The following is a 25,010-nucleotide window of genomic DNA, read 5'->3' as shown; positions in this document are numbered from 1 at the left end:
GGGCTCAGGGCTCCCGCAGGGCGCAATCAGGGGACGCCGCCGCGGGGTACGGGGCCGCAAGCGTCACCAGCGGGGGAGAGCCCGGGGCATTGAGGCGTTGCGGAGCGGGAGCGTGAGGAGGCGCCCCAGGGAGGGCGCACGGACCGGGGTCCCGTCGGCCGGCCGGGGGCCACAGCGCGACGGGACGGACGCCCGGTGTGCCGGGGGCGGGAACACTGGGCACCATGGGGCGTATGGGAAAGACAGCAGTGATCGTCATCGACATGATCAACACCTACGAGCATGCCGACGCGGACCTGCTGCTGCCCTCCGCTCAGGAGACCGTGCCGGCGGTGACCCGGCTCATCGACCGGGCGAGGACGCAGGACATCCCTGTCATCTACGTCAATGACAACTTCGGGGAGTGGCGTTCGCACCACGGCGAGATCCTCGAAGAGGCGCTGTCCGGCGGGCACGCGGACCTGGTCGAGCCCCTCGCTCCCGACGAACGCTCGCTGTTCGTGGTCAAGGCCCGGCATTCGATCTTCTACGAGACGCCGCTCGCGTATCTGCTGACCCAGCTCGGAGTGGACCGGGTCGTGCTGAGCGGCCAGGTGACCGAGCAGTGTGTGCTGTACTCGGCGCTCGATGCCCACATCCGCCGTCTCGGCGTCGTCGTGCCGCGGGACGCGGTGGCACATATCCACCGGGACCTGGCCGATGCGGCGTTGCGCATGATGGAACGGAACATGGCGGCCGAGATCACGACCGCCGACAGGGTCGCGTTGTCCCCCTGACTGTGTCCGGCACGCTGACCCTGTGCGGTGCCGGCAAGCGACGCGCCAGGGCTGACCGCGGTGTCCTGGCGCGGCTTCGTGGAGCGCGTGGCCACCGCGCCGCCGATGGCAGGGACCGGTGCCTGCCCGGCCGCCCGCGAGGGCCCTGCCGCCCCGCGACGGCCCCCGGCCGCCCCGCGACGGCCCCCGGCCACCCCGCGAGGGCCGCCGCCCCGCCGGTGGGCGCCGGATCAGATGCACCTACGAGGACACCGAGCGTTTCGAGGCATGAGCGGCGGTTACCCGTTCAGCACACGGCATTGCGCCTTGGAGCGCCTGCGACCGGTCCGCACCGGAGGGCGAGGCACGTGGGCAGGCCGTCGGAGCCGCCATCCTGACCCCCCACGATGTTCCCCTCGATCCGCCTCCGGAGTTCGGCCAGGTTTGGGCGACACCAGGGGCGACGGCTCGGGCGAAGGATTCCCGCCGCCGGAGGTCACTGCGCGAGTGGCGGTCACCCCTGCCTCCCCCGCGGGCGGCAGATGCGGCGGCCGGGCAGACGCGGAGCGGTCCGGTGGAGGAAGAGAGGACGGGACGGGTATGCGGTACGACGCATTCATCGGACAGGTCCAGGCGGTCGCGGCACTTCCGAACCGGGGTTCGGCCGCGCGCGCCACGAGCGCCGTTCTCCGCACGCTCGCCGAACGGCTGCCGGACGGAACCGCCGACCACCTCTTCGCACAGCTCCCCGCCGACCTCGTGGCGGAGATCGAGGGCCCGCAGGTGCCGCGCCGCGGGGGAGGCAAGCGTCACAAGGGCGGTCCCGCGGCCGAGCGGTTCGACCTGCCGACGTTCAGCGGTCGTGTTGCCTGGCGCGGGCGCGTGTCCGACGACACCGCGACCCGGTACGTGAGCACCGTCTTCGAGGTGCTTGATGCCGCCGTGGCGCCCGAGCTCATGGACAAGGTTGCGGACGCCCTTCCCCGGGACATCGGACAACTGCTGCCCGCGGCTCGGATCGACGACCCCCTGGACTGATCCCGGCCCGGTGCTTGTCAGGAACCCTCGTCCGCCCGGCCTGCTGCTGGGAGCGCGGCTCCGACGACGACACGGCGCGTACCGGGTGCGCGCCGGTCCCTGGTGAACGCCTAACGCCTTCCCGCTCGGCGGCGGCACGTCACCGGGGACTCGGACCACGCGGGTCCCGGCCGCCCCGGCCGTTTCGACCTACGGGGTGGGGCGGGCATGCCCCCGGACGGCCAGGGCACTCGGAGTGCTACCGGCGTGGGCCGGGCCGTCCGGCGGCCCCCTTCCCTCCGGGACGGCGGGCGGCGGAACCGAGGGGTCCTCGCCTGCGCCGACGCGTCGTCCGCGCAGGTGCCGCCGTCCAGGGAGCGCCGGTCGCCCCAACCGAAGGAGTCCACGCATGACCGCCTATGGATACTTCCTGTCGTCGGAGGAGTTCGGTCCGCACGAACTGATCGATCAGGCCCGCATGGCCGAAGCGGCGGGGTTCGAGGCGCTCGCCATCTCCGACCACTTCCACCCCTGGAACGACGAACAAGGCCAGAGCTCCTTCGTATGGTCGATGATCGGCGCGTTGTCGCAGGTGACGTCGCTGCCTGTCACCACGCTCGTGACCTGCCCCACAGTGCGGATGCATCCCGCTATCAACGCCCAGGCGGCGGCTACCGCGGCGGTTCTCACCGGGGGGCGCTTCCGGTTCGGGATCGGCACGGGGGAGGCGCTCAACGAACACATCCTCGGTGACGCGTGGCCCGAGGCGCCGGAGCGGATGGACATGCTGGAAGAGGCCGTGGAGGTCATCAGGAAGCTGTTCTCCGGCGAACAGACCACGCACCACGGCGAGCACTACACCGTCCAGAACGCGCGCCTGTACACACGGCCCGACGAACCGCCGCCCCTGTACGTGTCGGGCTTCGGTCCTCGCGCGGCGGCGCTCGCGGGCCGGATCGGGGACGGGTTCGTGACGATGTCGCCCGACGCGTCGCTGGTCGAGCAGTTCCGGCGGGCGGGCGGAGGCACCAAGCCGGTGATCGGCGGGCTCAAGGTCTGCTGGGACATCGATCGCGCCCGTGCGGCCAAAACGGTGCACCGCCTGTGGCCAAACGATCAACTTCCGGGTGAACTCGCACAGTTGCTGCCAACTCCCGAGCATTTCCAGCAGGCGTCCACCCTGGTCACCGAGGACATGGTCCGCCAGGCCGTGGTCTGCGGCGACGCGGTCGACGACCATGTGGACTCGGTCGGGGCGTACGGGGACGCGGGGTTCGACGAGGTCTACGTCAACCAGATCGGCCCCGACCAGAAGCAGTTCTTCGATTTCTACCGCACCGAGGTGCTGCCGGGCCTGCGCGCACGTGCCGCGACCCGCTGACGCGCCGGAGGCGGCGATCCGCCGGCGACCGGGGCGGCAGGTCCGTCCCGCCGGGGCCCCGGACGCCCCGTCGAAAATGCCCGGGGCGCCGTCGTGGCAGAGACTGGCAGGGGCGACGCGGAGCCGTTCTCCGGCGCGCCGTCGGCCCCGGGGCGCGCCGCGCGCCCACCCCGGTGTCGGAATCTCGTACAGCAGAGCAACGACGGAGGTCAAGGCGATGCCCGCAGGATCGAACCGCAAGCGTGAGCGGCAGTACGAGCACGTCAAGGAGGGCGCCGAGAAGCGCGGCACCCCCGAGGGCCGGGCGAAGGAGATCGCCGCGCGCACGGTCAACAAGGAGCGTGCCCGGTCCGGAGAGGCGAAGACGGCGAGCAGGACGTCCACCCGCGATCCGAAGTCCGCCTCCGAGCGGGGTGGCCAGCGCTCGCACAGCGGGCCGGGCGGCCCCACCAGGGACCAGCTCTACGAAGAGGCCCGGAGGAAGAACGTCGACGGCCGTTCGTCGATGAACAAGGAGCAGCTGCGCAAGGCAGTGGGGCGCTGAGACGAAGGGGACCCCGCCTGTCCGGGGTCGGGGCCGGTGCGGGGGCGGGCGGCCGGGGAACCTCGCGCCGTCAGCGAGCGGGTGGCGGAAAGGTAGCGCGGGGGTACCGGGAGCCGCAGTCGGAGCAGCCTTCGACGGTCGAGCGGCCTCAGCGGCTCGGCCGGGTTCCGGCTCGGCCGGGTTCCGCGACTCGGCTCTTGTGCCGGCATCGCCGAACCGCCACCGGCACTCCGGGCCCCGTCCCCATCCTGCGTGAGCGGGCGGCCCGACACCGGACGGCGGGGGCGGGGCCTTACGTGTCCCGGTCGTCGTTGGACGGCCTGCGGCGGGCGGAGTGCGCGAGCCGGTCGGCGAACTCCTCGACCATGCGCCGGAGTTCGTCCGGCCGTTCGATCACGAACGGGCGGTCGAGCGACGCGAGCAGAGGCGGCAGCCAGTCGAGTCGCTCCGCCCGCACCTCGACGCGGGACCAGCGCTCGGCCTCCTGACCGGGGCCGATCGCCACCGGCGGTGACTCCTCCACGATCGCGAGGGCGGCGGGAAGCCGGGCGCGGATCTGCTCGGCGGTGCCCTGGACCCGCACGACCACTTCGTAGCGGTACGAGGCCGTGGCGAGCGACTGCAGCAGTCGCTCCGCCGGGTCGAACCCGACGGGCGGGTCGAACGACCCGGGCAGGGTCCGTGCGCCGGCGATGCGATCGAGCCGGAACGTCCGGTCCTCGCCGGCCGAGAGGTCCGCACCGCTCACGTACCACCGGCCCGTGTGGGCGACGAGTCCGTAAGGGTGCACCGTACGTTCGCTGCGCCGGCCGTCGGAGGCGGTGTACCGGATCGACACCGGCCGGTGGTGGCGGACCGCGTCGGCGATCGAGAGCAGGACCGCGGTCTCGGGAGCGGCCGACGCGCCGGGCGGTGTCGTGAAGGCGAGGGAGTCGAGCACGGCGTCGAGCCTGCGCCCGAGTCGTTCGGGCAGGACCCGGCGGATCTTGGCCGCGGCCGTCTCGCTCGCCGTGCCCGTGGATGTCATCAGGCCCGCGCGCTGCCCGGCGAGCAGGCCGAGCAGCACGACGAGGGCCTCGTCGTCGCTCAGCATGAGCGGCGGCATGCGGTAACCGGGGGCGAGCCGGTACCCGCCGTAGCGGCCGCGCACCGACTCGACGGGCACGTCGAGGTCGATGAGGTGATCGACGTACCGCCGTACCGTGCGCTCGTCGACAGCGAGCCGGTCGGCGAGTTCGGCCACGGTTCGGATTCCGCCGGACTGCAGGAGTTCCAGCAGGCTGAGCACGCGCGCGACAGGACGGGACATGTCTTCGAGTATCTCGCGTATACCGGGCGGATTCTGTCCTGTACAGGTCGTAGCGTGTGGTCGAAAGCAGGCACCGACCAGGAGAGAACCCATGAACTTCGTATCCATCCGCGTCATCACGGGCGACGTGGCCCGCCTCGTCGCCTTCTACGAGCAGGTCACCGGAGTGCGGGCGAACTGGTCCAACGAGGACTTCGCCGAGCTGGGCATCGGCTTGGTCACACTGGCCATCGGCAGCACCCGGACCGTCCCGTTGTTCGCCCCCGGCTCAGCGGCCCCCGCCGAGAACCGCAGTGTGATCCTCGAATTCCTTGTCGACGACGTGGACAGCGTGTACCGGAACCTGCCCGGCTGCGTCGAGGAGTTCGTCAACGAGCCCACCACGATGCCGTGGGGCAACCGGTCGCTGTTGTTCCGGGATCCGGACGGAAACCTCGTCAACCTGTTCACGCCCGTCACCGCCGCCGCCGTGGCGAAGTTCGCGCGCTGAGGGTGGCGGGGGCGGTGACACCGAGCCCGCCCCCAGGGTCCTCGCCCGGGTCCCGCGGGAAGGGGGCGAGCGTGCGCTCCGAGCCGGTACCTCAGGTCCCGCGTCCTGTTCGCCGCCTGGTCTGTCAGGGTTTCAAAGACGTTTCAATCCGCTGACGCGCTCTTGTCATGCCGGACCTCTTGACCGCCGGTATCGCGGTCTCTAGGTTCAGGCCTCGCACGGTTGAAACGATTTTCTCATGGACGTGACCCGCCGTGGGGCTTGACGGACCCGGGCTCAGGACTCCGTGCGCGTCCACTGCGCCGCGGGACTGCGAGAGCCCGCCGAAGCAGAGGAGGCGCAGTGATGCTGCGCGTGATGACGGGGGTGCTGGCTCTGCTGGCCCTCGGGGTGACGCCGGTCGGGGCCGACAGCGCCGCCCGGGCCGGCAGTGTCCGGGTGGAAGGACTGACGGTCGAGCACCAGGCCGACCCGCTGGGGATCGACGAGAGTTCACCGCGGCTCGGCTGGACCCTGAGCGCGCGGACGCACGGCGCCCGGCAGTCGGCGTACGAGATCGAGGTGTCGAGCACGCGCGACGGGCCGGCGGACGTGTGGGACAGCGGTGAGGTGCGCTCGTCGCGGTCGTACGACATCGACTACGCGGGGCGGGCCCTGCACGCGCGAACCCGTTACTTCTGGCGTGTACGTATGTGGGACGGCGCCCACCAGGTGTCCCCGTGGAGTCGATCCGCCTGGTTCGAGACGGCGTTCATGAGCCAGGACCAGTTCCACGGGACATGGATCGGGTCGCCGTCGACGCCCGCTGCCACGACGCTCACCGGGGCCGACTGGATCTGGTATCCCGAGGGTGACCCGGCCGACTCGGCGCCCGCCGCGGCGACCCGGTACTTCCGGCGCGGTGTCGATCTGCCGGCCGGTGACCGGATCAGCAGCGCGCAGTTCGAACTGAGCGCCGACGACAGCTTCACCCTGTATGTGAACGGCAAGGAGGCCGCCGCCTCGCCGGACGTGAGCGACTCCTGGAGCACGGCGACTCTCGTCGACATCTCGGCCGACCTGCGTCCCGGTCACAACGTGATCGCGCTCAAGGCGGTCAACGCCCTCGCGGGCCCCGCGGGGGTCGTCGGCAGGCTGCACATCCAGGGATCGGGCGGCGACCCGGTCGACGTGGTCACCGACCACGGCTGGAGAGCGGCCGACACGGCCGCGACGGGCTGGGAGCAGCCGGACTTCGACGACTCGGCCTGGCCCGCGGCACTGGAGGCCGCCCACTACGGTGACGCGCCCTGGTACAGCTCCGTCAACGTCCCGAGTCCGCCCGAGCCGCTGCTGCGCAGGGACTTCACCGCCGGGAAACGGATCAGGTCGGCCCGCGCGTACATCGCGGGCCTCGGTTACTACAAGCTCTACCTCAACGGGAAGCGGATCGGAGACCACGAACTCGACCCCGCCTTCACGGTCTACGACAAGACGGACCTGTACGCGACCTACGACGTCACCAAGGCGCTGCGGGCCGGAAAGAACGCACTGGGCGTGAGCCTCGGGCGCGGGTACTACGCTATGACGAAACCTGACGAGTGGGACGCCTCCCCCTGGCACAGCGAGCCGAAGCTGAAACTCGAACTCGACATCACGTACACGGACGGCAGCACGCAGCAGGTGGCCAGCGACGGCAACTGGACAGCGGCGGACGGCCCGACCCGCACCGAGTCCGTCATGTACGGGGAAACGTACGACGCACGGCTGGAGCAGCCCGGGTGGAACCGGCCCGGGTTCGACGACGCGAGCTGGGAGCCGGTGCTCGCCGTCGCCCCGCCCGCGGGAACACTCCGTGCGGAGGCGTTCCCGCCCATCAAGGTGACCGGCATCCTGCCGGTGAAGAAGGTCACCACGCCGAAGGACGGCGTGAAGGTCTACGACTACGGCACTCCCACCGCCGGTTGGGCGGACGTCGCGCTGCGCGGGCCCGCCGGAGCGGTGGTGACGATCACTTACGGGGAGAAGCTGCTCCCGGACGGGACGGTCGACAACGCGGGCCTGCAGTCGTACGCGTACACGCTCAAGGGCGGTGGTCCGGAGAGCTACCGGCCCAGCTACAGCTATGACGGCTTCCAGTACGTCCAGATCATCGCGCCGGCCGGGGTCACGGCGGCCTCGGTGAAGGCGGAGCGGGTCCACACGGCGGTCGCCGCCACCGGCGACTTCACCAGTTCCAGTGCGCTGCTCAACAGCTACCAGAGCGCCCAGGCGAACACCACGCTGAACAACCTGCACTCCGTCCCGACCGACACCCCCATGTACGAGAAGCGGCCCTACGACGCCGACGCGCACCTCACCGCCGACTCCGCGATCGCCAACTTCGACATGGAGAACTTCTACGAGAACTGGATGCGGGCCCACCGCGACGACCAGAACCCGGACGGGACGATCGGCCACACCGTGCCGGGCACGGTGGGGGCCAAGGGTGTGACCGACCCGGTCTGGTCCGCGAGCTTCGTGCTGATCAACTGGGACATCTACTGGTACTACGGCGACTCCCGGCCGCTCGCGGACAACTACGACGCGATGAAGAAGTGGCTCGACCACTACGAGCAGACCATCGCGAAGACGGGCGGCATCTACACGGGCTTCAGCTATGGCGACTGGGTCGCCCCCGGCGCCTCGTTCCCACCGGAGGGCACCCGGCTCGTCGGAACCGCCTACATCAACAAGACGGCCACGGCCATGGCCGGCATCGCGCGGGCGCTCGGCCACGACAGCGACGCCGCACACTTCGACACCCTGGTGGCCACGACGGCGGACGCCATCAACGCGAACTTCTACGACAAGTCGGCGAAGGCCTATTACGACGACAAGTCGGCCGGTTACCGCCAGACCTCGAACCTGCTGCCTCTGAGCCTCGGCATCGTCCCCGAGGCGGACCGGCCCGCCGTGCTCGCGAACCTCACCCACGACATCGAGACCCGGGGGAACCACCTCGACACGGGTGCGCTGGGCACGAAGATCATCCTGCCGGTGCTCACGGACTCCGGCAACGCGGACCTCGCCTACCAGGTCGCCACCAATCCCACATACCCCGGCTGGGGTTACTGGTTCCAGTCGCTCGGTGCGAGCACGATGTGGGAGGAGTGGCAGGACACCTCGCGTTCCCACGACCACGCCTTCCTGGGCACGGTCGACGACTGGCTCTACCAGGGTGTCGCCGGGATCGAGCCGGCTGCCCCCGGCTACACGAAGATCAAGATCCAGCCGCATCCGGTGGGCGGCCTCACCAAGGCCTCGGCCCATGTCGCATCCCCGCTCGGCCGGGTGAGTTCGGCCTGGACGCTCAAGCGGGGGCGGTTCACACTCAGCGTCGGCGTACCGGTGGGCGCGACAGCCGAGATCCTGGTCCCCGCACACGAGGAAAGGGCGGTCCAGGCGGCCCCCGACGCCACGTTCGACGGCATGCGCGACGGTTATGCCGCCTTCCGTGTCGGCTCGGGTGACTACGTGTTCCACTCAGCCGGTTGACGGTGGTCCCCCTCGCCTTGGAACCGGCGCGGCGCGCCCCGTGTCACGCGGCGGACGTCGCGCCGGTTCCAAGGCGACCCCCACAAACGGCCGGGAACGGACGGCTGCCACGGGGCAGGGTTCCTGGATGAACGTCATCCAGCCCGCGACGCGGTCGTCGACGTCGCGGTGCGCCTGCGCCGCCCCGTCCAGGGGCAGTTCGCAGAATGAGAGGCGTGCGCCATACGGCACACCGGCTCCCCGTGCGGCATGCCGATGATCAGCCCCCGACTTCTCCGCCCGGCTCCTGCGCAAGGGTTGCGTCGCGGACCCCACCCGCTTCCCGAGGGCGCTGAACCAGCCGCGGAAGGTGTTCGATGCCTCTGACGGGGGCCGTTTCCTCCAGATTTGGGTAACGATTCACAATCTTTTCCATCCCGGAACGGGGCGACCTCGGAGACGAATGGCCTTCAATTCGGTGACGGCGGGGCGTCGGGAGCGGAAGAATCCCGACCCGTTGCGGGAGTCCGCTGGGACAATCTCCGCAGCTGTCCTGAAATGGCCGGTTGGTGGTCGGGGCGCATGGCGCCGGATCACCGTCGCACCTCGTGTGAGCAGCATGATCGATCCGTATTGACGTGTTCCCTTCCACGTGTGACTGTTCTGCGGCTGTCCCGAACCATCTGGGCAGATCACGTCGGTCCCTGGGGGGATGTCATGAACTGGTACGTCGAAGTCCTCAAGAAGTACGCGGTGTTCAACGGGCGGGCGCGCCGCAAGGAGTACTGGATGTTCACGCTGTTCAGCGTGATCGTCTCCATCGTGCTGGGCATCGTGGACGCCATCATCGGGACCAAGGCACTGGAGCTGATCTATCTGGTCGCCACCCTGCTGCCGACCCTTGCCGTCATGATTCGCCGCCTGCACGACACCGAGCGCACCGGCTGGTGGGTCCTGATCCAGCTCATTCCCCTCGTCGGTTTCATCGTGATGCTGGTGTTCACGGCCACCGAGGGCACTCCGGGACCGAACAAGTACGGCGAGAACCCGAAGGGGCTTCAGGCGCAGGTCTGACGTCACCGGGCCCCAGGGGCACCGCCGCGAAGGCCGTCCGGACCAGCGTCCGGACGGCCTTCGCGCTGCCGGGCCCGGCCGCCGCCCGGCGAGGCCCCACTGCCCGCCCGCGCACCGGGGTTCGTCACACCGATGGTCCCCATCGGGCCCCGGGGCGCCGGCCACCGGCGTCACTCCCGTCGTGGCCGGCACAAGGACCGGACAGGCCCAGGGGCCCGCGCCCGGCCGGGCCGTCCCGCCCCGGGACGCCGTCTCAGCCGGCGGCGTGGGACAGGTGCGTGAGTATCTCGTCGGCCGCGTCCAGGTGTGCCTCGCGGATGACGTAGCGGGTGATTCCCCAGCGCCGCTCGTGCTCGGCCATCGCGGCTTCGATCTCCTCCACCGTGCCGATCCACGCGTAGGGGGAGGAGAGGACGTCGGCCACGTCGCAGTGGAGCCGGCCGGCGATCTCGTGGGCCGCACCTTCGGCGTCGTCGGTGATGTCCACCAGTTGAACGAGTGCTTCGCGGGCCGGGGCCCCGGCCCGGCCCGAGGCCCCCTGCTCGACGAGGTCGACCTGTCGGTCGATGTCCTCGCCGCTCCAGCGCACCTCGTGCAGGTGCCCGTCGGGCAGGGTGCGTCCGAGCCCGCTCAGCCCCACGACGTCGGCGTGTGCCCCGGCCCAGCGAAGCAAGGCGGTGTTGCCGCCCCCGAAGGTGAAGGGCACCCGCTCCTGGACGGGGCGCGGGGCGGTGAGCCGGGCCTGGTGGGCTCGTACTTCAGGGCTCTCGACGGTGACGGTCTCGCCTGCGAGAAGCGCCTGGCAGGCCTCTGCCACGGCCTGGAAACGCCGGACGCGCCCCGCGACGTCGGGCCGTCGCGCCCCCAGCATGTCCCACTCGACGGGGGTGTGTCCCGCGCCCAATGCCAGCCGCGCCCGTCCGCCGGAGAGGAGGTCCAGGCCGGCGACGTCCGACGCGAGCAGCAGTGGCTCCCGTACGCCCGCCTGGGAGACGTACGAGCCCAGACCGATGGTCTCGGTGACCGGCGCGGCGGCTGCCAGCGCGACGAAGGGGGAGACGGTGGTGCCCGGGTGATCGGCCGCGAGCAGCGCGTCGTACCCGCCGGCTTCGAGGCGTCGGGCCAGGGCGGTCCAGGAAACGGCGTCGCGTGGCTGGGCTTGTACGGAGAGGCGCGGTGGCTGCATGCCGGGAGCCTACGGCCGGCGGCCCCCGCCCGTGGGGGCTGTGCGCGGACGGCGAAACCGTCCGCGCACACCCGCCCGCCGCGCCAGGCGCCGGAGCCCTGCGGGGTCGCACGCGCCGGCGGCGAAGCGGGCCTACCGGGGCATCGGGTGGTCGATGAGCTTCGTCGCGATGGTGACGCGTCGCGGCTGGAGTGGCGTCGTGCTGCGCTGACGTTCGAACAGCAGCGTGGCCGCGGCCCTCCCGACCTCCGCCGCGTCGTACGACACCACGGTCAGCGGCAGGTGCAGCATGTCGGCGAGTTCGATGTCGTCGAACCCCGCGAGGGCCACCGGGTTCCCGCCCTCCGGCCGGTCACGCAGGGCACGCAGCGCGCCCACGGTGTTGCGGTTGTTGGCCGTGATCAGCGCGGTCGGGGGATCAGGCAGCGCGAGCATGGCGCGTGCGGCCTGCTCCGCGAGAGCGCTGTCGCCCCGGTGCCGGCTGACGTAGCGTTCGTCCACCGCGATGCCCGCCTCCTCCAGCGCCAGGGCATAGCCGCGGAAGCGCTCCGAGCCCGTCCACAGGGACGGCGGCAGCCCGAGGAAACCGATGCGCCGGTGGCCCCGGCTCACGAGCCGGCGGCACGCGGCGCGGGTCCCGCCGACGTCGTCGACGAGCACGCAGTCCACGTCGATGTCCATCGGCGGACTGGCCGCGAGCACGACGGGTGTCTCGCGGAGCCGGGGCCCGCCGAGATGACTGTGGTCGTGGCTGGCGGGGACGACCACTAAGCCGTCCACACCGCGGTCCAACAGGTCCCTCACGACGTCGCGTTCGACGTCCGGGTCCTCGCTGGTGCTGCCGAGCATGACGCGCGCCCCGTAGCGGACGCACACCTCTTCCACGCCCACGGCGAGTTGGGAGTAGAAGGGGTTCGCGAGGTTGGTGACGACAAGGCCGATCAGTTCGTTGGGGCCGCCGGAACGCAACCCCCTGGCGAGCTTGTTCGGGCGGTAGCCGAGCGCGGCGACCTCGGCGAGGACCCGTCTGCGGGTCGCCTCGCCGATCCCGGGCTGTCCGCGCAGGGCCCGGGAGACCGTCATGGTGCTGACGCCGAGGCGTTCGGCCACGTCCCGCATCGTCAGGGACGACGCGGAGTCGGATTGCGTGCTCATACCACCTGCGCCTTCGCCCAACGGGCCAGGACCGGCCCCTGATTGTGTACGCGGTACGCGGCGACCGCGGGATTCTTGCCCCAGTGTACGAAGTGGCCGCCACCTGCCGCGCGTGCGCGGGGACCGCCGGCGGCGTGCGTGGCCACGGGCGCCTCCGCCGCGTGCGCGAGGGTCCGTACAGGCAGCCCGTGCCGTGGTGGTGTGTTCGGACGCGTGCGGGAGCGGGCCCCGATGCTCCTCGGGCCCAGTGCCCGGGTCGGCGCCCGGAGTTGATCGCAGAGGTGGCGGTCCGGAGTCGAGCGGTGGGCCGGCGGCAGAAGGTCCCCGGGGCCGCCGCCATCGATCGCTGCGTCAACGCTATCGGTAACGTTCGTGACGGGGATCCGGGCGCGCGGAGCGGGAACCGCCGCGTGGATGTGCCGTCCGGCGGTGTCCCGGGGCACGGCCCCGGATATGTCGACCGCTGGTGCGTCGACGGCACGGGTCCGGGTGGCCTGGAAGCTGGTACGCGCCGTGTTCAGGCACCCGGTGATGACGGGGTCGGTGGACGCTCGATGACCGGGCGTCGGATCGTCTCGCGGGACTCCCGCCACGGTCCCTGGGTCCTCGCGCATGCCATCGACCTCGCAGAGATAACGTCAACGCAACCTGTTCTCAAAACCCAAGGACACCTGTACGTTACCGATAACTTACCAGGTCGGTGATTCCGGGACGAGGGAGTCCGATGGGGTTGACCAGCATGCGGAGAACTGTGAGTCGGCGCACCGCGCTGGCCGCGTCACTCACCGGGGCCGCCGGTCTCGCGCTCAACGCCTGCGCCCGGGGAACGATGTCAAGACCGGCGCCGTCCGACGTGCTCTCGCTGTTCAACGACAACCCCAGTTGGGCGCCCGGGTTCCAGGACGCCGGCCGGCAGTTGCTCCGCAGGGCCGGGTACCGGCTGGCACCCCGGGCCGTGCCGAACGTCAGCAACTACCAGCAGATCGTCCGGATGTCCGCGCAGACCGACTCCTCGGCCGATCTCATCAAGTGGTGGAACGGGTACCGCCTGCGCGACATCGCCCGCGCCGGGCTCCTCGCGGACGTCTCGGGTGCCTGGGACGAGGCGGAGCGCCGCGGCTGGTGCGAGGACCCCGCTCTGCGGGAGTCGTTCACGAGCGACGGCAGACAGTACGGCGTCCCGCTGTACAAGTCGTACTACGCCGTCTTCTACAGCAAGCCGCTGTTCGCCCGGCTCGGTGTCGGTGTCCCGGCGACGTGGCAGGAGTTCCTGCACATCGTCGACCTCACGCATGCGCGCGGCATCACACCGATCGCGTCGGGCGGTGCGACGACCTGGGAGTCGTCGATCTGGTTCCAGCAACTCGTCAACGGCCTGGACCACCGCTTCTACCTGGACCTCACCGCGGGCAAGCGGTCCTACACCGACGCGGAATGCCGGCAGGCGATGGCGCTGTGGAGCGATCTGTACCGGCGCGGGGCGTTCTCCTCACCCGACGTGTCGGCGGCCGACCTGCCCGGCAGCTTCACGAAGGGCCGTACCGCCATGTTCCTCTACGGCACTTGGGACACGGGAGCCTTCCTCGACGCCGGGGTCAAGGACGCGGACCTGGGGGCCTTCCTGCTGCCTCCGCCGCCCGGCGGCGACCGGTCGGTACTCGTCGAGAGCGGCGTCCTGGCGGTCTCGGCGAACGCACACAAGCGCGGGGCCGCCGTCGAGGCCGCCCGGGCCTGGCTCGATCCGGCCGTGCAGAAGGCGTGGACCGGTTTCCTGCGCGACACGTCCGCCGACCCCGCGGTACTGCCGGATGTGGGCGCGGTGCGCCAGGTCGCCGCCCAGGTGCGTGCGGAACGGCCGGCCCAGGCAGTCCGCTACTGGGAGGCGTCCCCGCCGGTGCTGATCGAGGGCAATGTGCAGGATCTCAGCGCCTTCATGATCCAGCCCACGGCCGCCCGGGCCACCCAGACGCTTCAGAGCATGCAGCGACGAGCCGAGAAGGAGTGGAAGGCGTGGAAGTCCTGACGACCGAGGCCGAGGCGGTTCCCCGTACAGCACGGCGCGGGCCCGGAGCCCCGGCCGGCACACCCCGGACCGGCGGCGTCCGGCGCGCCGTGTGGGTGGGCGCGTTCCTCTCGCCCGCCCTGGCGCTCGTCGCAGTGCTGCTGGTGGTGCCGTTCGCCGTCACCGCCTACCGGAGCCTGTTCGACGACAACGGCATCAGCGCACGCTTCGTCGGACTCGCCAACTACGGCGCGCTCGTGACGGATCCGGACTTCGGCCGGTCCTTGCTCAACACGCTCATGTGGGTGGCGGGCACCCTGGTCCTGCCCGTGCTCCTCGGGCTGGTGCTCGCGGTGCTGACCCACTCGGTGCGCTGGGGGGCCGTGGCCCGTACGGCCGTGGTCATCCCGTACGCGCTGTCCGGATCGGCGACGGCCCTGCTGTGGACGTTCCTGCTCAAGAGCGACGGAGCCGTCAACCAGAGCCTGCACGCGGTGGGGCTCGGAGGCTGGCAGCACGACTGGCTGCTGCACTGGCCGCTCAACACGATCGTGATGATCGTCGTGACCACCTGGCAGTCCACCGGCGCCTCGCTGATCCTGTTCCTCATCGGGCTGCAGACCATCCCGGTCGAGACCCTGGAGGCCGCGCGGATCGACGGCGCGCAGGGCGTGCAGTTGTTCCTGCGGGTGATCGTGCCCCAGTTGCGGCCCATGACGGTGGTGGTCGTGGGCATGTCCATCGTCAACAGTCTCAAGACGTTCGACATCGTCTGGCTGCTGACACAGGGCGGCCCCGGCACGGCGTCCGAGACACTCGCCCTGACGATGTACCGCGAGACCTTCACCCTGGACCGCTACGGGTACGGCGCCGCCGTCTCCGTCGTCCTGACGGCGGTCGTCGTCGCCGCGTCCTGGCTGTACCTGCGCCGCCAGGTCCAGCCGCAGCGGGGTGGTGCCGCATGACCGGCCGAGCGGTACGGCACGTCCTCGTCGCCCTGGTGTCCGTGCTGTGGCTGGTGCCGACATGGCTGGTGGTCGTGAACGCCTTCACGCCCTCGGGCCAGTACACCGGGTCCCCGCGCTGGTGGTTCGCCTCCTTCGGTTTCCTCGGCAACGTCCGCGCCGCGTTCAGCAGCGCCGCCGTGGGCCGGGGCCTGCTCAACACACTCGTGTACGCCGTCACCGGGGCGGCTATCGCCGTCGTCATCGCGGCACTCGCCTCCTTCGCGGTCACGGTCATGCCGGTCCGGCGCCCCGCGATCTGGTTCTGGGCGATCTTCATCGGCACCGTGCTGCCGCTGCAGACCTTCCTGTCGCCGCAGTTCACGGGGTTCGCCCGCACCGGGCTCTACGACACCCAGTACGGCATGGTGCTGGTGTATGTGGCGCTGACCGTGCCGTTCGCCTTCTTCGTCAACCGCAACTTCATGATGACCGTGCCACGGGAGATCTCCGAGGCCGCCCAGCTCGACGGTGTCAACTGGCTGCGGATGTTCCTCTCCATCCATCTGCCCCTGGCGAGGAACGCGCTCCTCGCCGCGTTCATCTTCCAGTTCACCTGGATCTGGAACGACCTCCTCTTCGGCATCACCCTCTCGCTGAGCCCCAACGTGCGGCCGGTGATGGCCACGCTGGCGGACCTGAGCGGGAACTACTCCACGGTGGGGCCACCCGCCGTACTCGCCGGGGCCCTCGTGGCGTCGGTGCCCACCGTGGTCCTCTTCTTCGTCTTCCAGCGCTTCTTCGTCAACAGCCTGCGCCTGACATCCTGACCCCGAACCACCTTGGGAGAGACAGCACATGACGACGCGTGCCCTCGTACGTGACCGCCGGTGGTCGACCGAAAAGGCCCGGACGAGCATGGTCGGCCTCGCGGTGGCGGCCACGGCCCAGGCCGGCAGCACCAGGTTCCGTGCCCTGCCGGAACACCTCGTGCGACGCACACCGGCCGGCGCACAACGCTGCGTACGGATCCTGATCGACGGTGCGGATCCCGGCGGCTGGACCTTCACCGCCGAGGCGGCGGGCCACGGCCCGCTGCCCGTTCAGACCGTGAGTGCCCCCGGCGGATGGCGGCTGCTGCTGCCGTTGGAGTCCGAGCCGCGGGACCTGCGCATCACCGCCACCGGCCATGGTGCCTCCGCCGTACTCGCCTTCACCCTCGAACCGCCGCGCGAGTGGACGATCCACCTCGTGCACCACTCGCACCTGGACATCGGCTACACCGACCCGCAGGGCACGGTACTCGGGGAGCACGTCGCGTTCCTCGACTCCTGCCTCGACCTGACCCGTGCCACCGACGACTGGCCCGACAACGCCAAGTTCCGGTGGGCGGTGGAGTCACTGTGGTCCTTCGAGCAGTGGGCGGCCGCACGGCCGGCCCGGCGCGTCGAGGAGTTCGTACGGCGCGTCAAGGCCGGGCAGATCGAGCTGACGGCCATGCCCTACAACCTGCACACCGACACCTGCTCGACGGACGAGCTCCACGAACTCCTGCGGCTCGCCCGTTCCGTCAAGGAGGCCCACGGCATCGACTTCCTCAGCGCGATGCAGACCGACGTGCCGGGCACCGTCGCGGGTCTTCCCGACGCGCTGGCGGGGCTCGGCGTGCGCTACCTGTCCGTGGCGCACAACTGGGCCGGGCGCTCCGTCCCCAACATGAACGGCGGCGCCCAACTGCCGCGCCTGTTCCGCTGGCGCGCCCCGTCGGGCAACGAACTCCTCACCTGGATGACGGACAGCCCGCACGGCCTCGCCTACATGGAGGGCCCGGTGCTGGGCTTCGACACCTCCTACGCGATGGTGGACGACCTGCTGCCCGCCTACCTGACCGCCCTGGCCACCAACCCGTACCCCATACCGCCCGAGCTCGTGGGCTCGCCGGGACCGACCGCGGGCCATCGCGAACCGTACCCGTGGGACATCCTGCACCTGCGGGTCCAGGGCCACTTCGGGGACAACGCGCCGCCGCGGCTGATCCTGGCCGAGACCGTACGCCGCTGGAACGAGACCTGGGCCTCCCCGACCCTGCGGCTCTCCACCAACACCGACTTCTTCACCGACGCCGAGCAGCGACTCGGCGACGCGGTGCCCGTCTTCGAGGGCGACTGGGGCGACTGGTGGGTGGAGGGCGTCGGCTCAGGGGCCCGGCCGCAGGCCATGGTCCGCCGCGCGCAGTCCACCGTGACGGACGCCGCCACCCTCTACGGCATGGCGGCGCTGAGCGACTCCGGACCCGCCGCACTCGCCCACGCCGAGAACGCCCGGCACGGCGCTGCGGACGTGTACCGGTCGGTCTCGCTCTTCAACGAACACACCTGGGGCGCGGGCGACCCGTGGACCCACGGCGACTCGGGCATGGGCTCCGGCGAGCAGCAGTGGCACTGGAAGTACGGATACGCCCTGCACGGCGACAACGACGCGGACACCTTCCTCGACCACGCGTCGTCCGCACTCGGCGCGGCGCTGCCCGTCACCCCCGGTGCCGACGCGACCTACTGGGCCGTCAACACCACGTCGGCACGGCGCACTTCGGCCGTCACCCTGTTCGTGCGCGAGAGCCGCATCCCCCTGGACCGGGCGGTGTCGGTCACCGACGGCCGCACAGGCAAGCCGCTGCCGAGCGTCGCGGAGGCGCAGACCAACCCCGTACACCGGGACGCGGGGCGTCTGCTGCACGTCGAGGTGCCCGACGTCCCGCCGCTCGGGCTCGTCAGGCTCGACCTCACAGCGGGGGAGCAGGGCACGGCGGAGGTACCGCCCACCGACCGGAAACAGGACGCGGGAAGCGACCGGCGGCCGCCGCTGCCGAGGGCCGAGGACCTGGTCCTGGAGAACGACCACCTCCGGGTGCGCGTGGACCTCGGGCGTGCGTGCGTGGCGTCGATCACCGAGAAGGCCACCGGGCGTGAACTCGTCGACCAGGAAGCCGTGGTGGGCTTCAACGGCTATGTCTACGACACGTACACCACCGCGGGCGGCTTCAACCACCAGGCCAACAAGACGACCGCGACGGACGAGCTGGAACTCCTGGGTTCCCGTTCCCTCGCCAGGCCGGCCGTCCTGCTCGAACGCCGCGACGACGCCCTCGGCCGGAGCCTCACCTACGAGTACGCGGCGGACGGTGTGAGTCTCGCGCGGACCACCGTCAGCCTGGGGCGCGACGACGCGCACGTGGTCTTCGACAACCGCTTCGACAAGCCCGCCACCATGACGAAGGAGAGCGCCTACCTGGCCTTCCCGTTCGCCCTCGAAGCCCCCTCGGTCCGGTACGAGATCACCGGCGCGCTCACCGGGAGCGGACTCGCGCACGTTCCCGGCGCTCCCCAGCACATGCGCGCGGTGCGTTCCTTCGTCACCCTCGACGACGCCGAGGGCCCGGTCGCCTGGGTGACCCGCGATGCCCCACTGGTCGAGCCCGAGACCATCCCCCTGCCGTACGCGCCCTTCCCCGACTCCACGGCACCCCGCCGGCCGGGCACTCTCTACTCCTGGGTCCACAACAACCTGTGGGACACCAACTTCCCGTCCCAGCAGGCCTTCGACACGACCTTCCGCTATGCCGTCGGCGTCCGCAGGAGTGGCGAGAGCATCGAAGCGGAGGCGCTCGGCCTGCGCACCGCCCACGAGGTCGACCATCCGCTGGTGGGCGTCGCGGCGCACGGCGAACCAACCGCCGCGGGCGATCCGGCCGAACGCGCGCTGCTGTCCGTCGACGATCCGAGCGTACGGCTCATCGATGCGGCGCCGGTCGTGCCCGCCGCGTCGGGCGGGGGAGGGAACGGGGCCGCGTCCGCGGACATCCTCGTGCGTCTGCAGTCGTTTGCCGAGAGCGCGCGGACCGTCCGCCTCCGCTGCGGCTTCCCGGTAGCCGCCGCCGAGCGGGCCACACTCCTCGGTGACCCCGAGGGACCGGTAACGCGCGAAGGGGACGACATACTCGTGGACATCCCACGGCTCGGCAGCACCGCTGTCCGTGTCACCCCGGGTGCGGGCCGCAGCACAGGGGACGAGGACGGCGAGGGGGTCGTGCCCGTCGCGTAGCCCTGCCGCCCGCGGGCCCGGGGAGACGAGGGCCCGCGGGCGGGTGCGGCGCGAGCGTGGCCGGGTGTCGGCCACGGCGAGAACCCCGTGCGGTGCGGACGTCACGTCCGCACCGCACGGGGGTCCTCGCGTCGTGCCACCTGCCTGCCGCCTGCCCATCGAGGGCTCACCGTCCGGTAGCCCCGGGAGTCCGGCGCCCGGAAGTGTTCCCCTGGGTCGGAAGATCCGGTTCGTCGAGGCGGGACCGGCCATTAGTTCGCGCGGCTGACAAACGGGTGCCGAGGGGTCCTCGACCGCCCGTGACCCCTATGGACTGGCCAGGGCCGGGCCGACATCAGCGAACCTTTACGGACGCACATCTTGTCAACTGGTGTGCTGCGTCAATAAGTTGCCTCCGCCAACATAATAAGTGTCCATCGCGTTACGCGGCGTCACAGGCGCACCCGACGCACGCCGCGCCCTCACTCGTTCCCCCAGACGACGGAGACGCGCATGCACGAACACGTTTTCCCCGCCGCCCACGCGGCGCTGTCACCGACCGGACGGCGGGCCCTCGGCGCGGACGCGGCCGGCTCCGCCGGGCCGGGGCCGCAGCGCTTCGGCAGCGGGCGGGCCGCCCTCCCGCGGCCGGGCCCCGCGGCCGTCCACGCCCCGGACGGCCGGACGCACCACGCCAGTGCGACAACGTTGTCCGAAAAGGGCGCGGTCTGTCCCGGTCCCGGCGCGGTCCCCACCCTCACCCGGATCGGTTGTCCACCCCCAGCGGTTGCCTCCGGGGCGAATCGGACGTCCACGTCCCGCTCGACGACACCGCGTACACGACCGTGCCGAGTCCCGCCGAGACGACCCGTACGCCACCGAAAGGCGCACTCCTCCGAACACGCGCCCCGGCCGCCGCACGCCAGGTCAAGGTCGTCACCACCAAGCCGGCGGGCACCTTCCCGTCCGCGCACGAGCTGTACGTCCGCGCAGCCGAGCCCTCAGCGAACCGACCCCACGCACCCAACTCGTCCGAGCACCGCGAGTACCGCCGTTCACGTCACCCCCACCGCTGCGACGGAGGAACCATGGACAGACAACGACACCGCTTGCGCCGGGCAGGACTGGCCGCCGCGTGCGCCCTGGCCTGTACGGTCGGCCTCACCGCCACCGCGCACGGCCCGGCGAACGCCGCCGGACGCTCCGGGCCCACGGCGGCAACGACCCCGGTCTACCTCGACACCGGCTACTCCTTCGCGGAGCGCGCGGCCGACCTGGTGTCCCGTATGACGCTGCAGGAGAAGGTCCAGCAGCTCGCCACCAACAGCGCCCCCGCCATCCCCCGGCTCGGCGTGCAGCAGTACACGTACTGGAGCGAGGGCCAGCACGGCGTCAACACCCTGGGCGCGGACCAGAACAACGGCGGCGCACAGGGCGGCATCCACGCCACCAGCTTCCCGGTCAACTTCGCGTCCACCATGACCTGGGACCCGTCCTTGATCTACCAGGAGACCGGGGCCATCTCCGACGAGGTACGCGGCTTCAACGACACGTCGCTCTTCGGCAGCGGGCAGAACAACCTCGGCCCCTCCGCCGACGACTACGGGGCCCTGACCTTCTGGGCCCCCAACGTCAACCTCGACCGGGACCCGCGCTGGGGCCGCACCGACGAGGCCTTCGGCGAAGACCCCTACCTGACGGGCAAGATGGCCGGCGAGTTCGTCGACGGCTACCAGGGCAACGACCAGAACGGCACACCCCGGACCGGATACCTCAAGGTCGCGGCCACGGCGAAGCACTACGCGCTCAACAACGTCGAGGAGAACCGCACCGGCATCAGCTCCGGCGTCGATGACACCGACCTGCGCGACTACTACACCGCGCAGTTCCGGACGCTGATCGAGGACGCCCATGTCTCGGGCCTGATGACCTCGTACAACGCGATCAATGGCACCCCGTCAGTGGCCGACACCTACACCACGAACCAACTCGCCCAGCGCACCTACGGGTTCGACGGCTACGTGACCTCCGACTGCGGCGCTGTCGGCACCACCTGGCAGCAGTTCCCCGGCGGCCACGACTGGGCGGCCCCCGGCTGGACGACCGACCACAAGCCGAGCCCGACCTGGACCAGCACCACCACGGGTGCGACCATGACCGGACAGGCGGGCGGCGAGGCGTACGCGCTGCGCGCGGGGACCGACCTCAACTGCACCGGTGACGAGGCGACGACCACCAACGTCCAGCAGGCCATCGACGCCGGCGCCCTGAGCGAGGGTGTGCTCGACAACGCGCTGGTCAAGGTGTTCACCGTCCGCATGCAGACCGGCGAGTTCGACCCGGCGAGCAAGGTCGCCTACACGAAGATCTCCAAGGACCAGATCGAGTCCCCCGCGCACCAGGGCCTCGCCCGTACCGTCGCGGACAACTCCCTCGTCCTGCTGAAGAACGGACAGGTGCCCGGCACGGACAGGCCGCTGCTGCCGGCCGACCCAGCGAAGACCGGCAAGATCGTGATCCTCGGTGACCTGGCGGGCACCGTGACGCTCGGCGGTTACTCCGGCGAACCGACCAAGCAGGTCGACGCCGTCCAGGGGATCACCGACGCGGTGAAGGCCGCGAACCCGGGTGCGTCCGTGGTCTTCGACGCGGCAGGCACCTCCTCCACGGCGAGCGGCGCCGCCACGCTGAGCGACCGGACCCTGGCCGACGTGAAGGCAGCGGACCTGGTCGTCCTGTTCGTCGGAACCGACGAGAACAACGCGTCGGAGGGCAAGGACCGGGCAAGCCTCGACATGCCGGGCAACTACGACTCGCTCATCGACCAGACCACCGCGCTCGGCAACAAGAACACCGCGCTGGTCATCCAGTCGGACGGCCCGGTGAAGATCGACGACGTCAAGGACAAGGTTCCCGCGATCCTGTTCAGCGGCTACAACGGCGAGAGCCAGGGCGACGCGCTCGCCGACGTGCTCTTCGGCAAGCAGAACCCTGCCGGGCACCTGGACTTCACCTGGTACAAGGACGACTCACAGCTGCCGGACAAGTCCAACTACGGCCTCACACCCGACCAGACCGGTGGACTCGGCCGCACCTACCAGTACTTCACCGGCACGCCCACCTACCCCTTCGGATACGGCCTGAGCTACAGCACGTTCGCCTACTCCCACATCAAGGCCGACAAGAAGTCGGTCTCGGCGAACGGCACGGTCGACGTCGGCTTCGACATCGAGAACACCGGTACCACGGCCGGCTCGACGGTCGCCCAGCTGTACGCGGCGACGCAGTTCACCGAAGCCGGGGTACAACTGCCGGACAAGCGCCTTGAGGGCTTCCGGAAGACGAAGTCGCTGGCACCGGGCGCGACCCAGCACATCACCATCCCCGTCAAGGTCCCCGATCTGGCCTTCTGGGACGCGAAGGCGTCGCGTGACACCGTCTACGACGGGGCCTACGGCTTCCAGGTCGGCCCCGACGCGGGTACCCTCGCGGGCTCCGCGAAGGTGAAGGTCACCGGGGCACTCCAACGGAAGGTCCAGTACGTCACCGTCCAGCCGGAGGACGTCGTCCACAACGCGGGCGACACATTCGACCTCACCGGCAAGAACAAGTGGATCAAGGACGACACGGACGCGAGCAAGGAACAGCGCGACCTGTCGGTGACGGCGGACAACGTGGTCGAGGCCGTCAACAACGACGAGTCCTTCGTCGACCTGTCCACCGCGCACGTCACGTACGGCAGCAGCGATCCGAAGGTCGCCACCGTGGACCGCGACGGCAGCGTCCACGCGGTCGCCGACGGCACCGCCACCATCAAGGTCACCGTGAACGGTGTCAGCGGCACGACCCCCGTCGTGGTGCGGAACACGCTCACCCTCGGCGCGCCGCCCATCGCGGACGCGGGCTCCACATTCACCGCGAAGACCACCTACACCAACGGCGCCGGCAAGCCGGTCAAGGGCGTGACGGTCGCACTCGCCGCACCGAGCGACTGGACCGCCGCGGCGAGCACACCGGCCACCTTCGCCGAGGTCGGCGCCGGCCAGGCCGTCAGCACGACGTGGCAGGTGACGGTCCCCGAGGGTGTCGACCCGGCGTCCTTCGCCCTCGACTCCACCGTCACCACACCCAACGGGCGGCAGAGCGCCCAGGCGCCGGTGACGGTGCCGTACGCCTCCGTCGCCGCCGCCTACGACAACTCCGGGATCAGCGACGACGCCACTCCGGGCACCGGCAGCCTGGACGGCGGCGGCGCCAGCTTCTCGGAACAGACCCTGGAGGCTGCCGGATACACGGCAGGGCAGAACGCGACCCACGACGGGGTCACCTTCCCGTGGCCCGCGACGGCGGGAACCGGTAAGCCCGACAACATCGTCGCGAGTGGCCAGGCCGTACATGTCCGGGGTTCGGGAGCGACGCTGGGCTTCATCGGCACCAGTGACTTCGGCGCCTCCTCCGGATCGGGCACCGTCCTCTACACCGACGGCACCACCCAGACCTACTCGCTCGGCTTCGGGGACTGGTGGGGCTCGTCGGCGCCCGCGGGCAGCGACTTCGCCGCCACGCTCGCGTACCTGAACAACTCCGGCGGCCACCAGACACAGCAGGTGCACACCTACGGTGTGACAGTGCCACTGCGCACGGGCAAGACGGTTGAGGCCGTCACCCTGCCGAATGTCAGCAAGACCGCGACCAACAGCCAGCTGGCGATGCACATCTTCTCGATCGGGATCGGAGGCTGACCACGGACACGTGACGACGCTCCCCGCTAAGGCCCTGGCCGTGCCGTAGCGGGGACGGCGCCCCTCCCGCCGTGGGCGGGAGGGGCGCCGTCACTTCCGGCAGGAGGGCGCTGTGCGCGCGGGGCTTTCCGAAGCGCCGGACGCGCTCCGTGGCGATGTCGTGCGCGGCGACGCGGGAATCCCGGGTGAGGATCGCCCACGGACCCACGGACCCACGGACCCACGGACCCACGGACCCACGGACCCGTGGGGCCGCAGGCCTGGCCCGTCAGGAGCAGGGGCCGCTGTCGCCGGGGCGGGCCGCGCGGGGCCGGGTGTCCAGGGACCACAGGTGCGTGCACCGCGGGCACTGAAGGTGGACGACCGGCCCTTTGTTGGAGATCAGGTAGCGCCAGTGCTCGAAGCAGTTGCGGCTGCTGGCGCAGGTGTCGCAATGGCGGGCGTCGTCGCAGACGGGGCAGGCCACCCAGGCGCGACGGCCCGAATCCGCCTGCGGATCAATGGGCAGACGCACGGCCCGGCTCCTGACCCGGCAGGACACCGGCCGCCACCAGCATGTCGTACGTGCGCTGCTGCTCCTCGTCCAGGCCCGAGTAGAGGAGGGCGTATGCCTCGTCCTCGCCCTGGAGGGCCGCCACCGGGTCCCAGTGGGGGCCGAGCGCGGCGACGACCTCACTGCGTCGTCGTACCTCGTCGAAGGTCAGATCGATCGAGAAGGGGGTGAGGTCGCGGGCGTAGTCCTGGTTCATGGCGTGACTTCCGATGTGGTGGCGGAACCACTCCATCTGTACCAGGCACCCCCGGCGCCGGGGAAGGGTGACCTAAGTAGCGTGCAG

17 protein-coding genes are annotated in these 25,010 nt (G+C 70.8%); 12 read left to right on the top strand and 5 right to left on the bottom strand.

The window, feature by feature from the left end:
• The first annotated feature begins 233 nt into the window (after positions 1 to 233).
• The 4 genes from OG310_RS02385 (at position 234) to OG310_RS02370 (ending at position 3,697) form a co-directional block, all read left to right on the top strand.
• Positions 234 to 776 (top strand): cysteine hydrolase family protein, encoded by a 543-nt coding sequence (locus tag OG310_RS02385; RefSeq protein WP_329454191.1) that lies wholly within the window; start codon positions 234 to 236, stop codon positions 774 to 776.
• 579 nt (positions 777 to 1,355) lie between these two features.
• Positions 1,356 to 1,793: a DUF2267 domain-containing protein gene (locus OG310_RS02380; RefSeq protein WP_329454190.1), complete on the top strand. Its 438-nt coding sequence runs from the start codon at positions 1,356 to 1,358 to the stop codon at positions 1,791 to 1,793.
• Between the two features lie 388 nt (positions 1,794 to 2,181).
• A complete protein-coding gene (locus tag OG310_RS02375; protein WP_329454189.1) occupies positions 2,182 to 3,153 on the top strand; it encodes a TIGR03557 family F420-dependent LLM class oxidoreductase in 972 nt (323 codons plus the stop codon).
• 217 nt (positions 3,154 to 3,370) lie between these two features.
• Positions 3,371 to 3,697, top strand: a complete 327-nt coding sequence (locus OG310_RS02370; RefSeq protein ID WP_329454188.1) for a plasmid stabilization protein — start codon at positions 3,371 to 3,373, stop codon at positions 3,695 to 3,697.
• 292 nt (positions 3,698 to 3,989) lie between these two features.
• Here OG310_RS02370 and OG310_RS02365 read toward each other — a convergent pair whose 3' ends face one another.
• A complete protein-coding gene (locus OG310_RS02365; RefSeq protein ID WP_329454187.1) occupies positions 3,990 to 5,006 on the bottom strand; it encodes a helix-turn-helix transcriptional regulator in 1,017 nt (338 codons plus the stop codon).
• 91 nt (positions 5,007 to 5,097) lie between these two features.
• On the opposite strand from OG310_RS02365, the gene OG310_RS02360 reads away from it, so the two are divergent.
• The 3 genes from OG310_RS02360 to OG310_RS02350 all read left to right on the top strand — a co-directional run bounded on the left by OG310_RS02360 (position 5,098) and on the right by OG310_RS02350 (position 10,065).
• Positions 5,098 to 5,496, top strand: a complete 399-nt coding sequence (locus tag OG310_RS02360) for a VOC family protein (protein ID WP_329454186.1) — start codon at positions 5,098 to 5,100, stop codon at positions 5,494 to 5,496.
• Between the two features lie 345 nt (positions 5,497 to 5,841).
• On the top strand, positions 5,842 to 9,012 hold the full coding sequence (locus OG310_RS02355; RefSeq protein ID WP_329454185.1) for a family 78 glycoside hydrolase catalytic domain: 3,171 nt from the start codon (positions 5,842 to 5,844) through the stop codon (positions 9,010 to 9,012).
• 696 nt (positions 9,013 to 9,708) lie between these two features.
• Positions 9,709 to 10,065 (top strand): DUF805 domain-containing protein, encoded by a 357-nt coding sequence (locus tag OG310_RS02350; RefSeq protein ID WP_329454184.1) that lies wholly within the window; start codon positions 9,709 to 9,711, stop codon positions 10,063 to 10,065.
• A 253-nt stretch (positions 10,066 to 10,318) separates the two neighbouring features.
• Here the strand turns inward: OG310_RS02350 and OG310_RS02345 are convergent, their stop codons facing one another.
• A complete protein-coding gene (locus OG310_RS02345; RefSeq protein WP_329454183.1) occupies positions 10,319 to 11,251 on the bottom strand; it encodes an LLM class flavin-dependent oxidoreductase in 933 nt (310 codons plus the stop codon).
• 132 nt (positions 11,252 to 11,383) lie between these two features.
• The gene (locus tag OG310_RS02340; protein ID WP_329454182.1) at positions 11,384 to 12,406 is read right to left on the bottom strand and encodes a LacI family DNA-binding transcriptional regulator; all 1,023 of its coding nucleotides are present in this window, start codon (positions 12,404 to 12,406) and stop codon (positions 11,384 to 11,386) included.
• A gap of 829 nt (positions 12,407 to 13,235) precedes the next feature.
• Between OG310_RS02340 and OG310_RS02335 the strand changes: the two genes are divergently transcribed.
• From OG310_RS02335 to OG310_RS02315, 5 genes are all read left to right on the top strand, one after another.
• On the top strand, positions 13,236 to 14,429 hold the full coding sequence (locus tag OG310_RS02335) for an ABC transporter substrate-binding protein (RefSeq protein WP_329454181.1): 1,194 nt from the start codon (positions 13,236 to 13,238) through the stop codon (positions 14,427 to 14,429).
• Positions 14,417 to 15,373, top strand: coding sequence for a carbohydrate ABC transporter permease (locus OG310_RS02330; RefSeq protein ID WP_329454180.1), 957 nt, complete (start codon positions 14,417 to 14,419; stop codon positions 15,371 to 15,373). The genes OG310_RS02335 and OG310_RS02330 overlap by 13 nt, the downstream gene beginning before the upstream one ends.
• Entirely contained in the window at positions 15,370 to 16,182 is an 813-nt protein-coding gene (locus OG310_RS02325; RefSeq protein ID WP_329454179.1) for a carbohydrate ABC transporter permease, read from the top strand. The genes OG310_RS02330 and OG310_RS02325 overlap by 4 nt, the downstream gene beginning before the upstream one ends.
• A gap of 28 nt (positions 16,183 to 16,210) precedes the next feature.
• On the top strand, positions 16,211 to 19,453 hold the full coding sequence (locus tag OG310_RS02320; RefSeq protein ID WP_329454178.1) for an alpha-mannosidase: 3,243 nt from the start codon (positions 16,211 to 16,213) through the stop codon (positions 19,451 to 19,453).
• A gap of 1,067 nt (positions 19,454 to 20,520) precedes the next feature.
• A complete protein-coding gene (locus tag OG310_RS02315) occupies positions 20,521 to 24,174 on the top strand; it encodes a glycoside hydrolase family 3 C-terminal domain-containing protein (RefSeq protein ID WP_329454177.1) in 3,654 nt (1,217 codons plus the stop codon).
• A gap of 268 nt (positions 24,175 to 24,442) precedes the next feature.
• Here the strand turns inward: OG310_RS02315 and OG310_RS02310 are convergent, their stop codons facing one another.
• Both OG310_RS02310 and OG310_RS02305 read right to left on the bottom strand, forming a co-directional pair.
• On the bottom strand, positions 24,443 to 24,688 hold the full coding sequence (locus tag OG310_RS02310; RefSeq protein ID WP_329454176.1) for a hypothetical protein: 246 nt from the start codon (positions 24,686 to 24,688) through the stop codon (positions 24,443 to 24,445).
• Complete coding sequence (locus tag OG310_RS02305) at positions 24,672 to 24,923, bottom strand: DUF6400 family protein (RefSeq protein WP_329454175.1); 252 nt, start codon at positions 24,921 to 24,923, stop codon at positions 24,672 to 24,674. Before OG310_RS02305 ends, OG310_RS02310 begins: the two co-directional genes overlap by 17 nt.
• Positions 24,924 to 25,010: the final 87 nt, after the last annotated feature.

The sequence above is a fragment of the Streptomyces sp. NBC_01497 genome, assembly GCF_036250695.1.
In the GTDB taxonomy this organism is placed as follows: Bacteria; Actinomycetota; Actinomycetes; order Streptomycetales; family Streptomycetaceae; genus Streptomyces.
Note: the sequence above shows the minus strand (reverse complement) of the source record. Positions and strands in the feature narration are given on the sequence as shown.

Coding starts and splice junctions, on each gene's coding strand:
- OG310_RS02385 (WP_329454191.1), top strand. CDS start 234: ATGGGAAAGACAGCAGTGATCGTCATCGACATGATCAACACCTACGAG.
- OG310_RS02380 (WP_329454190.1), top strand. CDS start 1,356: ATGCGGTACGACGCATTCATCGGACAGGTCCAGGCGGTCGCGGCACTT.
- OG310_RS02375 (WP_329454189.1), top strand. CDS start 2,182: ATGACCGCCTATGGATACTTCCTGTCGTCGGAGGAGTTCGGTCCGCAC.
- OG310_RS02370 (WP_329454188.1), top strand. CDS start 3,371: ATGCCCGCAGGATCGAACCGCAAGCGTGAGCGGCAGTACGAGCACGTC.
- OG310_RS02365 (WP_329454187.1), bottom strand. CDS start 5,006: ATGTCCCGTCCTGTCGCGCGCGTGCTCAGCCTGCTGGAACTCCTGCAG.
- OG310_RS02360 (WP_329454186.1), top strand. CDS start 5,098: ATGAACTTCGTATCCATCCGCGTCATCACGGGCGACGTGGCCCGCCTC.
- OG310_RS02355 (WP_329454185.1), top strand. CDS start 5,842: ATGCTGCGCGTGATGACGGGGGTGCTGGCTCTGCTGGCCCTCGGGGTG.
- OG310_RS02350 (WP_329454184.1), top strand. CDS start 9,709: ATGAACTGGTACGTCGAAGTCCTCAAGAAGTACGCGGTGTTCAACGGG.
- OG310_RS02345 (WP_329454183.1), bottom strand. CDS start 11,251: ATGCAGCCACCGCGCCTCTCCGTACAAGCCCAGCCACGCGACGCCGTT.
- OG310_RS02340 (WP_329454182.1), bottom strand. CDS start 12,406: ATGAGCACGCAATCCGACTCCGCGTCGTCCCTGACGATGCGGGACGTG.
- OG310_RS02335 (WP_329454181.1), top strand. CDS start 13,236: ATGTCAAGACCGGCGCCGTCCGACGTGCTCTCGCTGTTCAACGACAAC.
- OG310_RS02325 (WP_329454179.1), top strand. CDS start 15,370: ATGACCGGCCGAGCGGTACGGCACGTCCTCGTCGCCCTGGTGTCCGTG.
- OG310_RS02320 (WP_329454178.1), top strand. CDS start 16,211: ATGACGACGCGTGCCCTCGTACGTGACCGCCGGTGGTCGACCGAAAAG.
- OG310_RS02315 (WP_329454177.1), top strand. CDS start 20,521: ATGGACAGACAACGACACCGCTTGCGCCGGGCAGGACTGGCCGCCGCG.
- OG310_RS02305 (WP_329454175.1), bottom strand. CDS start 24,923: ATGAACCAGGACTACGCCCGCGACCTCACCCCCTTCTCGATCGATCTG.